Below are 13,906 nucleotides of genomic sequence, written 5' to 3' on the forward strand. Positions count from 1 at the left end.
GTTCTCTTTCGCATTCCCTTCGAGACTGGCCATGAAAACCCGTTCCCGTCTGCTTGCCTGGCTGCCGGCTATATTGCTCGGCCCGGTGCTGGCGCTGTGCAGCACCCTGGCGTTGGCCGAAGCCCCCGCCGAGGCCACCAAGGCCCTGCACCTGCTGGACTACATTGGCGCCGACTACCCGCCCACCGTGCAAGACGGCAAGGTGATCGACGATGGTGAATACCGCGAGCAGCAGGAGTTCAGCGCGGTATTGGCCGATCTGGTCAAAGGCCTGCCTGCGCATGCCGAACAAGCAGCCCTGGAGCAGGGCGTCCAGGCGCTGCGCGAGGCCATCGACCAGCGCCAGGAAGGGGCTGCCGTTGCCAAGCAGGCCCGCCAGTTGGGCGCGCGCCTGGCAGTGGCCTACGAGGTTAGCCAGGCCCCGGTGATCACCCCTGACCCGGCCCGCGGCGCTTCGCTGTATGCGCAAAACTGCTCGATCTGCCACGGCGACACCGGCGCTGGCGATGGCCCAGCCGGTGTGGGGCTGGAGCCTGCACCCGCCAACCTGCGCGATGTCTCGCGCCTTGACCAGTTGAGCCTGTTCGATCTCTACAACACCCTGGCCCTTGGCATCGACGGTACCGAGATGCCGTCTTTTGCCGACCAGTTGGATGACCGCCAGCGTTGGGACGTGGCTGCATACATTGCCGGCTTCACCGCCAATCCGCAGGCCGGCAAGGGTGACAAGACCTGGAACATTGCCGACCTGGCCCGCCAGACCCCGGCCGAAGTCGCCGCCAGCGAAGGTGCCACGGCCGTGGAGGCCTTCCGCGCCCAGCGTGCGCAGCCGCCACAGGTCAAACGTGGTCCGGCGCAATTGCTCGAATACACCGCCAGTACCCTGGACAAGAGCCTGGCAGCTTACCGCGCAGGTGACCACGATCAGGCCTACGACCTGTCGGTGGCGGCCTACCTGGAAGGCTTCGAGCTGGTGGAAAGCTCGCTGGACAACATAGACACCCAGGCGCGCAAGGACACCGAGAAATCACTGATGGCCTACCGTCAGTCGCTGCAGGACGGCTTGCCCGTGGCCCAGGCCGAACAACGCCTGAGCGAAGCCAAGGCCAAGCTGGAGCAGGCTTCCAAGCTGCTGGGCAGCGATGGCCTGAGCTGGTCGCTGAGCTTTGTTTCCGGGTTGCTGATCCTGTTACGCGAAGGCCTGGAGGCGATTCTGGTGCTCGCGGCGATCCTGGCCTTCCTGCGCAATACCGGCCAGCAGTCGGCGGTGCGCAGTGTCAACATCGGCTGGGGTTTGGCGCTGGTGGCCGGTTTCGCAACCTGGGCACTGGCAGCCTACGTGATCGACGTCGGTGGCGCCCAGCGCGAACTGCTGGAAGGCTGCACGGCGCTCTTCGCCGCGGTGATGGTGCTGTGGCTTGGCGTGTGGATGCACGACCGCCGCCATGCCGCCGCCTGGCAGGACTACATCAAGAGCAGCCTGGTCAGTGGTGGCGGACGCTTCGGCTTTGCCGTGCTGGCGTTCTTCTCGGTTTACCGCGAACTGTTCGAAGTGATCCTGTTCTACGAAACCCTGTGGCTGCAGGCTGGCCAAGCGGGGCACCAGGCGGTGCTGGCGGGTGGTGCCACGGCGTTGGTGCTGCTGGTGGGATTGGCCTGGGTGATTCTGCGTGGCTCGGCCAAGCTGCCGCTGTCGCTGTTCTTCAGCATCAACGCCGCGCTGCTATGTGCCTTGTCGGTGGTGTTCGCAGGGCATGGCGTGAAGGCGCTGCAAGAGGCCGGGGTACTTGGAACGCGGCCGGTGGCGTTCTTCGAATTCGACTGGCTGGGGATTCACGCTGACGCCTACTCGCTTTCGGCGCAGGCACTGGCCTTGCTGGCGATCGTGTTCCTATACGGGCGTTCGCGCCTGGCAGAAAAGCGCAGGGCGACAGCTCACTGACCGGCGGCCTGCTCGGTCCCTGTGGGAGCGGGTTTACCCGCGAATCAGGCGACGCGGTGTATGGCACCGGCTGCGCCGGTGTTCGCGGCTGAAGCCGCTCCCACAGGGACCGCGCAAGTTTCAAAGTTTGACCAAGTCCGCCATTCAGGCCGGCTGTGGCGCCTTGAGAATGTTCTGCAGAAGCTGGACACTTTCGACAGCGTCATGACCCAGGCTGGTCAGGTAGCCGCCATCAGGTTGATCGGTCAGCCCCTTTTCATGCAGGCGCTGCGCGGCGGCTACCAGGGCAGGGGAGGCGTTCTTGTGAATCTTGATGCCTTCCTGGCTGCTGTCGTGCTTGAACAGCGAAAGTACTTCCAGTTCAGCAATCAGATCGGGGGTAAAAGGCATGGCGACTCCTGACTTCCAGACAAGGATTACGGCACTTTCTACGGTGCCTGATCTTCGAGTGTAGCCGGGTTATTCGTCCTCGCCTTGATCCATCTCAGGCGGCAGCTCCGGCAGCGCACGCAGGGCATTCTCGTACCACTCGCCGTTGAACGCGCGGTCTTCCACCAGCATGTTGTCGATCTCGAAGGCCAGCACATGGGCCATCAGGTTGAGAATGTCTTCACGCTCATAGCCAACCAGGGTCAGCTTGTTGAAGGTGGCCTTGGCCGCAGGCGGCTCGCCGCTTTCTATCTGGTTCTCGATGGCCTGGGTCAGCGTTGCCTCGGCGAAGGCTTCGTCGTCGTTGTCGATGTCGGTGGGCTCGCTCATGGCGGTACTCCTGTGATGGGATGCACAGTGTGCCACGCCCGTGGCGGCAATGCCCGGGCATTGACGGGGCGCATGACGCTGGTCAGGTGTGGCCGAACGGTCTATAAAAGCCGAGCCAACCCCTTACGGCCTGGAGGCTGTTACCTCATGCTCAAGCTTCATGGATTCTCGGTCAGCAACTACTACAACATGGTCAAGCTGGCCTTGCTGGAAAAAGGCTTGCCCTTCGAGGAAGTCACTTTCTATGGCGGCCAGGCGCCACAGGCGCTGGAAGTGAGCCCGCGAGGCAAGGTTCCGGTGCTGGAGACCGAACATGGCTTCCTCAGCGAAACCAGTGTGATCCTCGACTATATCGAGCAGACCCAGGGCGGCAAGGCGCTGCTGCCGGCCGACCCGTTCGGGCAGGCCAAGGTGCGCGAACTGCTCAAGGAAATCGAGCTGTACATCGAGCTGCCGGCGCGTACCTGCTATGCCGAGTCTTTCTTTGGTATGCAGGTCGAGCCGCTGATAAAAGAAAAAGCCCGTACCGACCTGCTGGCAGGTTTTGCCACGCTCAAGCGCAACGGCCGCTTCGCACCCTATGTAGCGGGTGGGCAACTGACCCTGGCAGACCTGATGTTCTGCTTCTCGGTCGACCTGGCCTGTGCCGTGGGCAAGAAAGTGCTGAACGTCGACTTCCTGGCGGACTTCCCGCAGGCCAAGGCGTTGTTGCAGCTGATGGGAGACAATCCGCACATGGCGCGGATCGTGGCGGACAAGGAGGCGGCGATGCCGGCCTTCATGGAGATGATTCGCAGCGGTAAACGCTAATCCAGATCCAGTGCAAGTCTCTGTAGGAGCAGCCTTGTGCTGCGAAGAGGTCAGTGCAGACACCCTAAATCCATGGTGTTTGCACCGGCCTCTTCGCAGCACAAGGCTGCTCCTACAGGGAGCAGGGCAGCGAGGGGTTAACGCGAAGCCAGCAGCGCCTTGCCGCGGGCAACCGCCGCACGCACCTGCGCCGGTGCGGTACCACCAATGTGGTTACGGGCATTCACCGAGCCTTCCAGGGTCAGCACGGCAAACACGTCCTGCTCGATCTGGTCGCTGAACTGGCGCAGTTCGTCCAGGCTCATCTCGGCCAGGTCTTTGCCGGTGTCCACGCCATACTTCACCGCGTGGCCCACGATCTCGTGGCAATCACGGAACGGCAGGCCACGGCGTACCAGGTAGTCGGCCAGGTCGGTGGCGGTGGAGAAACCGCGCAGGGCCGCTTCACGCATGATGGCGTGCTTGGGCTTGATTGCCGGGATCATGTCGGCAAAGGCACGCAGCGAGTCGCGCAGGGTGTCGGCGGCGTCGAACAGCGGCTCCTTGTCTTCCTGGTTGTCCTTGTTGTAGGCCAGCGGCTGGCCTTTCATCAGGGTCAGCAGGCCGGTCAGGGCGCCGAACACGCGGCCGCTCTTGCCACGTACCAGCTCCGGCACGTCCGGGTTCTTTTTCTGCGGCATGATCGAGCTGCCGGTGCAGAAGCGGTCTGGCAGGTCGATGAACTGGAACTGCGCGCTGGTCCACAGCACCAGCTCTTCGGAGAAGCGCGACAGGTGCATCATCGCCACGCTGGCGGCGGCGCAGAATTCGATGGCGAAGTCACGGTCCGACACGCCGTCCAACGAGTTGCCGGCCACGGCTTCGAAGCCCAGCAGCTTGCAGGTGAGTTCGCGGTCGATCGGGTAGGTGGTGCCTGCCAGCGCGGCGCTGCCCAGTGGCATGCGGTTGGCACGTTTGCGGCAGTCGACCAGGCGCTCGTAGTCGCGGCTGAGCATTTCGAACCAGGCCAGCAGGTGATGACCGAAGGTGACCGGCTGGGCCGTCTGCAGGTGGGTGAAGCCAGGCATGATGGTTTCGGCTTCACGCTCGGCCTGCTCCAGCAGGCCCTGCTGCAGGCGGGTAATCTCAGCCAGGATCAGGTCGATTTCGTCGCGCAGCCACAGGCGAATATCGGTGGCCACCTGGTCGTTGCGGCTACGGCCGGTGTGCAGCTTCTTGCCGGTGATGCCGATACGGTCGGTCAGGCGTGCCTCGATGTTCATGTGCACGTCTTCCAGATCGACACGCCAGTCGAAGGTGCCGGCCTCGATCTCGCCCTGGATGGTCTTCAGGCCATCGATGATGGTGTCGCGCTCGGCATCGCTGAGCACGCCGACCTGCGCCAGCATGGTGGCATGGGCGATCGAACCCATGATGTCGTGGCGGTACAGGCGCTTGTCGAAATCGACCGAGGCGGTGAAACGGGCGACGAAGGCGTCGACGGGCTCACTGAAGCGGCCGCCCCAGGACTGATTGGTCTTGTCGGTGCTCATGGATTCACTCATTGCAGGCGTGAACGAAAAAGTGGCGCCGATAATAGCAGGGTTGGACTGGCTGCCGCAGGGCGCCGGTCGAGAGAAATGCCCGGAAAATGGCTGACAAGGATTTCAAGGAATGAACGGCAGTGTTCCACGGACCGTCTACAGTTGGACAGAGGACTGGCAGTGAATCTGCCGGCCGAGTGAATCTTTGGCCATCGCACCGGTCTAGAGCGTGACCTTGTGTCGCTCGAACCATACCTGTCTACGCTATACCTGTGCGAGACTCATTCAGGAATCCAGCGCAATTATGAATGTCCTGATCGTTGATGACGAACCCCAAGGCCGTGAGCGCCTTAGCCGGCTGCTCGGCGAACTGGAGGGTTACACCGTGCTGGAGCCTAGCGCCACCAACGGCGAGGAGGCCTTGGCGCTGATCGAAAGCCTCAAGCCCGATGTGGTCCTGCTGGACATCGGCATGCCAGGCCTGGACGGCCTGCAGGTTGCTGCTCGCCTGTGCGAGCGCGAGGCGCCGCCGGCGGTGGTGTTTTGCACCGGGGACGATGAATACGGTGCCGAGGCTTTCAAGGACAGTACCCTCAGCCATGTGACCAAACCTTTCCAGGCCCAGGCCTTGCGCGATGCCTTGCGCAAGGCCGAAAAACCCAACCGCGCCCAGTTGGCGGCGCTCACCAGGCCGGCCAACGAAGGCGGCGGCCCGCGCAGCCACATCAGTGCCCGCACGCGCAAAGGCATTGAGCTGATTCCTTTGCCCCAGGTGATCTATTTCATTGCCGACCACAAGTACGTGACCTTGCGCCACGAGGCCGGGGAAGTGCTGCTCGACGAGCCGCTCAAGGCCCTGGAAGACGAGTTTGGCGAACGCTTCGTGCGTATCCACCGCAATGCGCTGGTCGCCCGTGAGCGTATCGAGCGCCTGCAGCGCACGCCGCTGGGGCATTTCCAGCTGTACCTGAAAGGCCTTGACGGCGATGCCCTGACCGTAAGCCGCCGGCATGTGGCCGGTGTGCGCAAGATGATGCAGACCCTCTGAGCCCTTTGCGCAACTCTGTGGATTTGCTTGGGCATTGTGGGAGCGGCCTTGTGTCGCGAAAGGGCCGCAAAGCGGCCCCAGCAAATTATGCATCGCTGCCGAAACCCTGGGGCCGCTGTGCGGCCCTTTCGCGACACAAGGCCGCTCCCACAGCAAAACCACGCATGGCCTGTTGATCCGTATCTGCTAGCGATACCGGCGATGCTGTTATCATCGGCAGCATTTCTCTGGATCGGGGCGTTCCATGTCCACTCGCGAAATCCGCATTGCCACCCGTAAAAGTGCCTTGGCCCTGTGGCAGGCCGAATACGTCAAAGCCCGCCTCGAGCAGGCCCACCCCGGTCTGCTGGTGACCCTGGTGCCCATGGTCAGCCGTGGCGACAAGCTGCTCGACGCGCCGCTGGCGAAGATCGGTGGCAAGGGCCTGTTCGTCAAGGAACTGGAAACCGCCCTGCTGGACAATGAAGCCGACATCGCCGTGCACTCGATGAAGGATGTGCCCATGGACTTCCCCGAAGGCCTGGGCCTGTACTGCATCTGCGAGCGCGAAGACCCGCGAGACGCCTTCGTTTCCAACACCTTCGACAGCCTCAAAGCGCTGCCTGCCGGCAGCATTGTCGGCACCTCCAGCCTGCGTCGCCAGGCCCAGCTGCTTGCGCGTCGCCCGGACCTGCAAATCCGCTTCCTGCGTGGCAATGTCAACACTCGCCTGGCCAAGTTGGATGCCGGTGAGTACGACGCCATCATCCTCGCCGCCGCCGGCCTGATCCGCCTGGGCTTCGAAGACCGAATCACCTCCACCATCAGCGTCGATGACAGCCTGCCGGCTGGTGGCCAGGGCGCGGTGGGCATCGAGTGCCGTAGCGCCGACCAGGAAATCCATGCGCTGCTGGCGCCGCTGCATCATGCCGATACCGCCGACCGGGTGGTGGCCGAACGTGCCTTGAACAAACGCCTGAATGGCGGCTGCCAGGTACCGATCGCCTGCTATGCGGTGCTGGAAGGTGACCAGCTGTGGCTGCGTGGCCTGGTAGGCCAGCCCAGCGGCGGCACCCTGCTGGTGGCCGATGCCCGCGCCCCCCGTACTGCCGCCGAAACCTTGGGCGTGCAGGTGGCCGAGGACCTGCTGGGGCAGGGCGCCGAGGCCATCCTCAAGGAAGTCTACGGCGAGGCCGGCCACCCGTGAGCTCCTGGCGCCTGTTGCTGACCCGGCCTGCCGAGGATTGTGCGGCACTGGCGCAAAGCCTGGCAGCGGCGGGGGTGGCCAGCAGTTGCCTGCCGCTGCTGGCAATCGAGCCCGTCGCTGTGGATAACCAGCAACGCCAGTTGCTGGAAGGCCTGCGGAGTTTCCAGGCGATTATCGTGGTCAGCAAGCCGGCAGCCCGGTTGTTGCTTGAGCAACTGGCCGATGCCGGCCTGCAGCCTCCCCTGCAGAGCTGGTTCACTGTGGGCGAGGCGACCGCCGCCGTGCTGCAGCGGGCGGGCCTGACGGTGAGCTTCCCGCCACGTGGCGATGACAGCGAAGCGTTGCTGGCGCTGCCGGCCCTGCGCCAGGCAGTTGCCACGCCGGCACCGCGGATGTTGATCGTTCGTGGTGTCGGAGGTCGCGAACTGCTGGCAGAGCGTCTTGCGGAGCAAGGTGCTAGTGTCGATTATCTGGAACTGTATCGTCGCTGCCTGCCGGCTTACCCGGCGGGCACCCTGATGCGCCGCATCGAAGCGGAACGCCTCAATGGCCTGGTGGTCAGCAGTGGGCAGGGTTTTGAACACTTGCAGCAGATGGCCGGCGCTGATTGGCCGCAGCTGGCGCGTCTGCCGCTGTTCGTGCCCAGCCCTCGGGTTGCAGACCAGGCCAGGGCCGCCGGGGCCCAACAGGTTGTGGATTGCCGTGGCGCCAGTGCCACGGCCTTGCTGGCAGCCGTGCAGCGCAGCGCTGCACCTGCCTCTTAAGGCGCTAAGCTGAACGCGATGCGCCCCCATGCAAAGGATGGATACGTGAGCGAGACTGTCTTGTCCAATAACGATCAGCCGTCGGCACAGGCGCCGGCGGAACCCGTCACCGCCCCACCTGCCAAGCGCTCCGGCAGTGGCCTGGCAACGCTGGCCCTGCTGTTGGGCGCGGCCGGAGTGGCGGTAGGTGGCTGGGGTGTCTGGCAGGTGCGTCAGCTGCAAGGCAGCGAATTCAACCAGGGCCAGCACATCGAGGCGCTGAACCAGCGCGCTGAGGCCCTGCAGCAGCGTGAACAGCAGATCAGCGCGCAGCTGGCCAGCCTGCCGGCGGCCAGCGAGCTGGAAGACCGCCGCCGCCTGGTGGCACAGCTGCAAGGCGACCAGCAACGCCTCAGCCAGCGTCTGGAAACCGTACTGGGCGAAAGCCGCAAGGAATGGCGCCTGGCCGAGGCCGAGCACCTGCTGCGCCTGGCCACCCTGCGGCTGTCTGCGCTGCAGGACATTACCAGTGCCAAGGCCTTGGTAGAGGGTGCCGACGAGATCCTGCGCGAGCAGAGCGATCCGGGTGCCTTCGCTGCCCGTGAGCAACTGGCGCGCAGCCTGGCCACGCTCAACAGCACCCAGCAACCGGACCGCACCGGCCTGTTCCTGAAACTGGCCGCTCAGCGCGAGCTGGTGCAGCAACTCAGCGCCCAGTCGCCGGAGTTCGACACCAATGCCGATGCCCTGGGCGCGCTCACCGCCGATGGTGACGGCGCCAGTCGCCTGTCCCAGTGGTGGGCCGAGATCTCCAAGTACTTCCAGATCGACTTCAACGCCGATGACAACGTGCGTCCGCTGCTGGCCGGGCAGCAGCTGAACCAGCTGCGCCTGGCCCTGAGCCTGACCATCGAGCAGGCTCAGTGGGCAGCGCTCAATGGCGACAGCAAGGTTTACACCCAGGCGCTGGACGACGCCCGCAGCGTACTGCTGGCCAACTTCAACGCAGACAACCCGCAAAGCAAGGCCATGCTTGACAGCCTCAATGCCCTGGCCGAACAGCCGGTGTCGGTGGTTACCCCTGACCTCAGCGAAAGCCTGGCCGCAGTGCAGGCCTATATCCAGCGTCGCCACCTGCCGGCCGAGGCTGAAGGGGGCAAACCATGAAGCGTGTCTACCTGCTGGCCGTGCTGGCGATCGTGGTCGCTGCGGCGCTGGGTATCGCGGTCGCCAAGCACAGCGGCTATGTGCTGATCTCCTATGGCAGCTTCCGTTACCAGTCGGGGCTGTGGGCGGCCCTGGCCGGTTTGCTGGCTGTCGTGCTGCTGCTGTGGCTGGTGCGCTACCTGGTCGGCCTGGTGCTGACCTCCAGCGGTGTGGTCAACCCGTGGTCGCGGCGTAATCGCAGCCGGCGTATTCGCCTGGCCATCGAGCAGGGCCAGCTGGACCTCGCCGAGGGCCGCTGGGCCAGTGCCCAGCGCCACCTGCACCGGGCTGCCGAGGCCGAGCGCCAGCCGCTGCTGTTCTACCTCGGTGCCGCGCGTGCGGCCAACGAGCAAGGCCGTACCGAAGACAGCGACAACCTGCTGGAGCGTGCCCTGGAGCGCCAGCCGCAAGCGGAACTGGCCATCGCCCTCACCCATGCACAGTTGCAGATGGACCGTGGCGAAAGCGATGGTGCGCTGGAAACCCTGCTGGCCATGCAGGAGCGCCACCCGCACAACAGCCAGGTGCTGCGCCTGCTGCAGCGCCTGTATCTGGAGCGCGGCGACTGGTCGGCACTGATCCGCCTGCTGCCCGACCTGCGCAAGCACAAGGTGCTGCCAGCTACCGAACTGGCGGCTCTCGAGCAACGTGCCTGGGGCCAGAACCTGAGCCTGGCCAGCACCCGTGGCGAGGATGCGCAAAGCGCCCGCCAGGCGCTGGAGCGCGCCTGGCAGCAACTGACCGCGGCCCAGCGCCAGGAGCCACAGCTGGTGCTGGCCTATGCCGAGCAACTGCGCCAGGTGGGTGCTCAGAGCGAAGCCGAACAGGTGCTGCGCACTGCCCTCAAGCGTGACTACGAAAGCCACCTGGCCCGCCTGTACGGCCTGGTGCGTGGCGATGACCCGGCGCGCCAGCTGCAAACGGCCGAAGGTTGGCTCAAGGCCCACCCGCAAGATGCCAGCCTGCTGCTTACCCTGGGCCGCCTGAGCCTGCAGAACCGCCTGTGGGGCAAGGCACGCGACTACCTCGAAAGCAGCCTGCGCATGGAGCGCAACCCCGAGGCCTGTGCCGAGCTGGCGCGCCTGCTCGCCGGCCTTGGCGAGACCGAGCGCAGCAACCAGCTGTTCCAGGAGGGCCTCGGCCTGCTGGACGAGCGCTTGCTAGCCCTGCCATTGCCCGAAGGCGTACGCGCCTGACCTACCCCAGGGCCCGCGCAAAAGTGCGGGCTCCGGGGGCAGGTAACTTTCCTTTCGATGTAAGTTAGATCTGCAGTCCATTTCTTCAGACGTTTCCTACCGCATGGTTGGAAATTTCCTTCGCGATTCAGCGACTTGTCATTGCTGTCGCGCCTTGAAACAAAGCGCGTCTTTCCTCTACCGTTTCAAGCCACTTCATTATCCCGGGACCTTCACCGCCCATGCTGCCGGCCCGTTTGCGCACCTTTTTCCTACCTGCCTGCCTTGCTGCACTGGCGGTACTGGCCGCGTCTGTCCACCTGGAAAGCGTCCTCGGGCTGGTGCCCTGCCCGTTGTGTTTCAGTCAGCGGCTGCTGCTTGGCGTGTACGCGCTACTGTGCCTGGCGGCAGTGCTGCAGGCTCCGGGTACGGCGGGCATTCGCTGTTACGCGCGGGCAACGCTGGGCTGTTCGCTGGCCGGGGCGTTGCTGGCAGCGCGACATGTCTGGTTGCAAGGGGATGACGGGGCCATCCCTGTCTGCCCGGTGCCGCTCGGTCGGCTGTTCGAACAATCCTGGGGCGAGGCGGCCCGGCAGCTGTTGTTCGGCGGCCCGGATTGCAGCTCTCTGGCCTGGAGCTTTCTTGACCTGACCCTGCCCGAGTGGAGCCTCCTGGCTTTCCTGCTGCTAGCGATGCTGCCCTTGAGTTGCCTGCTGGCGTATCGTTTCCGCAGCCTGGCGAGAACATGACCTGGCGCAAGGTTGCGCCATTGGTACGACCAATGGCCGTGTAACAGGGTATTAAACACTTGTATGAACTTTGTCCGCTGCGTACCTTGAAGGCCAGCCCGTGCGGGAATAATCTCCCAGCACGCATACCGAAAACACAACTGCTCGATGCCGCCTGCTGATGTCACCTTTGTGCTGCATGGTCGTGGTGCGAGGTGCAGCGGCATCTACCCAGAAGGGAAGAGATAGCCATGCTCGATAGTTGCCAGAACGCTCAGGAACGCTGGGGTGGGGTTCACAAGCTGATCGATCGCTGGCTGGAGGAGCGCCAGGAACTGGTGCAGGCTTTCCGCGCATTGCGCGATGTGAAGCCGACCTTCGCCGACAAGGACACGAACGGGGAATTTTGCACGCTCCTTGTCGATTACGTTTCGGCTTGGCATTTCGAGGTCAGCGAACAATTGGTCAGCGAAGCCAAGGCATTTGGTGACACGCGAGGCCTGGAACTGGCCACGCAGATCAATCCGCGCATCGATGAAAGCACTCAGTTTGCACTGGCCTTCAATGACCATTGCGACAAAGGCGAATGCAAGGACAGCGAACGCTTCGCCGAGAAGCTGGCCAAGCTGGGCGCTCTGCTGCACGAGCGCTTCGAACTGGAAGACTGCCTCATCGAGGTGCTGCACAACGCACACAAGGAAGTAGACGCAGTCCAGGCCTGAGGGTTGGCGTCAGTCGCCAACCGCCAGCAGTTCGATCTCGAACACCAGGGGTGTGTAGGGTGCTATCAGGTCCCCTGCGCCCTCGGCGCCATAAGCTTGCGCTGACGGAATCACCAAGCGCCATTTGGCGCCAGCGTGCATCTTTGGCAAGGCTACCTGCCACCCTTCGATCACCGAATCCAGGCTGAACCACTGGGGCGTCTGGTTCTGGTCGAACACCGAGCCGTCTGGCAGCCTGCCCACATAACGCACCTGCACCTTGCCACCGGCTTTGGGCTGCGCGCCCGTACCTGCTTGCAGTTCGCTGTAGAGCACGCCCTCCGGTAGTTCATGTACGCCATAACGACCACGCTCGTTGGCCATGAAGCGTGTTTCAGCAGCTTGCAGCTTTTGCATGGCGGCATCGCCTTCCTGCGCTTCCTGCTGTTGGAGCAAGGCCTGCATGCGTGCCTTGTCGAGTTTCAGCGGTTGTCCCTCGTAGGAATGGCGCAGGCCTTCTATCAGCGCATCCAGCTGCAGGTCCGGTACATCCTGGCGCAGTCGCTCACCCAGGCTGGCGCCGATGCTGTAGGCAAGGTCATGTTCTTTGCTGTCGGCCAGGGCGATGGGTGCCAGCAGGCATAAACCTAAAACAAGATATCGAGACATGGTCAGTTCCTGCGCCAATGAGCGGGGAAGTATGCCAGTGTTCCGTTTTGTATTGTGTGCTCGCAGTCCTTGTAGGAGCGGCCTTGTGTCGCGACAGGGCTGCAAAGCAGCCCCGGCAATATCTGCGGTGGTGCTGAAACCCAGGGGCTGCTCCGCAGCCCATCGCGACACAAGGCCGCTCCTACAGCGGCTGTGCAATACAGATAACTGCCAAATATCAGCAATGATTTATTCAGCAACTACACTTGCTCGGAGCTGCAAGATAACAACTTTGCCCAGGCATGCAACGCGGCGTAAATAATACTGTCAACATGCCCTAGCGGCGGTAGCAGCAGAAGCATAGTATGAGCCGCAAACTCGTCAGCCAGGAGGTAAACCATGTCGGCTAAAAAGAAGCCAGTAAGCACGCCGTTACACCTGCTCCAGCAACTTTCGGGCAGCTTGCTCGAACACTTGGAAGATGCCTGCTCGCAAGCGCTGGCTGATGCGGAAAAACTGCTGGCCAAGTTGGAGAAGCAGCGTGGCAAGGCCCAGGAGAAACTGCACAACGGTCGCCTGAAACTGCAAGACGCGGCCAAGGCAGGTAAAGCCAAGGCGCAGACCAAGGCGCAAAAAGCCATTGGCGAACTTGAAGAGCTGCTCGACTCCCTCAAGGAACGTCAAACCCAGACCCGTTCTTATATCCAGCAACTCAAGCGCGATGCCCAGGACAGCCTCAAGCTGGCCCAAGGTGTAGGCAAGGTTCGCGAAGCTGCAGCCAAAGCGCTTGACCAGCGTGCTGCCAAGACTTCCAAACCGGCAGCCGCCAAACTCGTCACCAAGGCTGCTGCAGCCAAGCCAGTTGCCAAGACCACTGCTGCAGCCAAACCTGCGGCCAAACCAACTGCCAAAGCCACTGCTGCTGCCAAGCCTGCGGCCAAACCAGCTGCCAAAGCCACTGCTGCTGCTAAACCTGCGGCCAAACCAGCTGCCAAAGCCACCGCTGCTGCCAAGCCTGCGGCCAAACCAGCTGCCAAAGCCACTGCTGCTAAACCTGCAGCCAAGCCAGCCGCCAAGGCCACTGCTGCTGCCAAGCCTGCAGCCAAGCCAGCTGCCAAAGCCACTGCTGCAGCCAAGCCAGCTGCCAAGGCCACTGCTGCTGCCAAACCTGCAGCCAAGCCAGCCGCCAAGGCTACTGCTGCTGCCAAACCTGCAGCCAAGCCAGCCGCCAAGGCCACTGCCGCTGCCAAACCTGCAGCCAAGCCAGCCGCCAAGGCCACTACCGCTGCCAAGCCTGCAGCCAAACCAGCTGCCGCCAAGGCTCCAGCACGCGCGGCCGCCAAACCCGCCGCCAAGCCAGCAGCTGCCAAGCCTGTTGCCAGCAAGCCAGCCGAAGCCAAACCGGCTACGCCAGCCGCCAGCACTCCGGCCGCCGCG

14 protein-coding genes are annotated in these 13,906 nt (G+C 63.6%); 10 read left to right on the forward strand and 4 right to left on the reverse strand.

Features of this window, described 5'->3' with window-relative positions:
• On the forward strand, nt 1-1,942 hold a 1,942-nt coding region (locus JV551A3_RS01995), incomplete at its 5' end, for an FTR1 family protein (RefSeq protein ID WP_235874532.1).
• A 144-nt stretch (nt 1,943-2,086) separates the two neighbouring features.
• Here JV551A3_RS01995 and JV551A3_RS02000 read toward each other — a convergent pair.
• Both JV551A3_RS02000 and JV551A3_RS02005 read right to left on the reverse strand, forming a co-directional pair.
• Nucleotides 2,087-2,332 carry a TIGR02647 family protein gene (locus tag JV551A3_RS02000; protein WP_015268535.1) on the reverse strand — a complete coding sequence of 82 codons (246 nt, stop codon included), beginning with the start codon at nt 2,330-2,332 and terminating at the stop codon, nt 2,087-2,089.
• A gap of 69 nt (nt 2,333-2,401) precedes the next feature.
• Nucleotides 2,402-2,701: a hypothetical protein gene (locus JV551A3_RS02005; RefSeq protein ID WP_016497478.1), complete on the reverse strand. Its 300-nt coding sequence runs from the start codon at nt 2,699-2,701 to the stop codon at nt 2,402-2,404.
• A 147-nt stretch (nt 2,702-2,848) separates the two neighbouring features.
• Here JV551A3_RS02005 and JV551A3_RS02010 point away from each other — a divergent pair, with 147 nt between their 5' ends.
• Nucleotides 2,849-3,511, forward strand: coding sequence for a glutathione S-transferase (locus tag JV551A3_RS02010; protein WP_133969887.1), 663 nt, complete (start codon nt 2,849-2,851; stop codon nt 3,509-3,511).
• Between the two features lie 137 nt (nt 3,512-3,648).
• On the opposite strand, the gene argH is transcribed toward JV551A3_RS02010, so the two are convergent.
• A complete protein-coding gene (gene argH / locus JV551A3_RS02015) occupies nt 3,649-5,043 on the reverse strand; it encodes an argininosuccinate lyase (RefSeq protein ID WP_025337274.1) in 1,395 nt (464 codons plus the stop codon).
• Between the two features lie 295 nt (nt 5,044-5,338).
• Between argH and JV551A3_RS02020 the strand changes: the two genes are divergently transcribed.
• The 7 genes from JV551A3_RS02020 (at nt 5,339) to rsd (ending at nt 11,842) form a co-directional block, all read left to right on the forward strand.
• The gene (locus JV551A3_RS02020) at nt 5,339-6,082 is read left to right on the forward strand and encodes a LytR/AlgR family response regulator transcription factor (RefSeq protein WP_015268539.1); all 744 of its coding nucleotides are present in this window, start codon (nt 5,339-5,341) and stop codon (nt 6,080-6,082) included.
• A 244-nt stretch (nt 6,083-6,326) separates the two neighbouring features.
• Nucleotides 6,327-7,268: a hydroxymethylbilane synthase gene (hemC, locus tag JV551A3_RS02025; RefSeq protein WP_133969888.1), complete on the forward strand. Its 942-nt coding sequence runs from the start codon at nt 6,327-6,329 to the stop codon at nt 7,266-7,268.
• Entirely contained in the window at nt 7,265-8,032 is a 768-nt protein-coding gene (locus JV551A3_RS02030; RefSeq protein WP_133978283.1) for a uroporphyrinogen-III synthase, read from the forward strand. Before hemC ends, JV551A3_RS02030 begins: the two co-directional genes overlap by 4 nt.
• A 45-nt stretch (nt 8,033-8,077) precedes the next feature.
• A complete protein-coding gene (locus JV551A3_RS02035) occupies nt 8,078-9,178 on the forward strand; it encodes a uroporphyrinogen-III C-methyltransferase (RefSeq protein ID WP_025337277.1) in 1,101 nt (366 codons plus the stop codon).
• A complete protein-coding gene (locus tag JV551A3_RS02040; RefSeq protein ID WP_112251192.1) occupies nt 9,175-10,413 on the forward strand; it encodes a heme biosynthesis protein HemY in 1,239 nt (412 codons plus the stop codon). The genes JV551A3_RS02035 and JV551A3_RS02040 overlap by 4 nt, the downstream gene beginning before the upstream one ends.
• A gap of 221 nt (nt 10,414-10,634) precedes the next feature.
• Complete coding sequence (locus tag JV551A3_RS02045; RefSeq protein ID WP_133969890.1) at nt 10,635-11,141, forward strand: disulfide bond formation protein B; 507 nt, start codon at nt 10,635-10,637, stop codon at nt 11,139-11,141.
• A 230-nt stretch (nt 11,142-11,371) separates the two neighbouring features.
• Nucleotides 11,372-11,842 (forward strand): sigma D regulator, encoded by a 471-nt coding sequence (gene rsd, locus JV551A3_RS02050; RefSeq protein ID WP_133969891.1) that lies wholly within the window; start codon nt 11,372-11,374, stop codon nt 11,840-11,842.
• Nucleotides 11,843-11,851: 9 nt separating this feature from the next.
• On the opposite strand, the gene JV551A3_RS02055 is transcribed toward rsd, so the two are convergent.
• Complete coding sequence (locus JV551A3_RS02055; RefSeq protein WP_133969892.1) at nt 11,852-12,490, reverse strand: FKBP-type peptidyl-prolyl cis-trans isomerase; 639 nt, start codon at nt 12,488-12,490, stop codon at nt 11,852-11,854.
• Nucleotides 12,491-12,868: 378 nt separating this feature from the next.
• On the opposite strand from JV551A3_RS02055, the gene JV551A3_RS02060 reads away from it, so the two are divergent.
• On the forward strand, nt 12,869-13,906 hold a 1,038-nt coding region (locus JV551A3_RS02060; RefSeq protein ID WP_167494818.1), incomplete at its 3' end, for an AlgP family protein.

It is taken from the genome of Pseudomonas inefficax (assembly GCF_900277125.1).
In the GTDB taxonomy this organism is placed as follows: Bacteria; Pseudomonadota; Gammaproteobacteria; order Pseudomonadales; family Pseudomonadaceae; genus Aquipseudomonas; species Aquipseudomonas inefficax.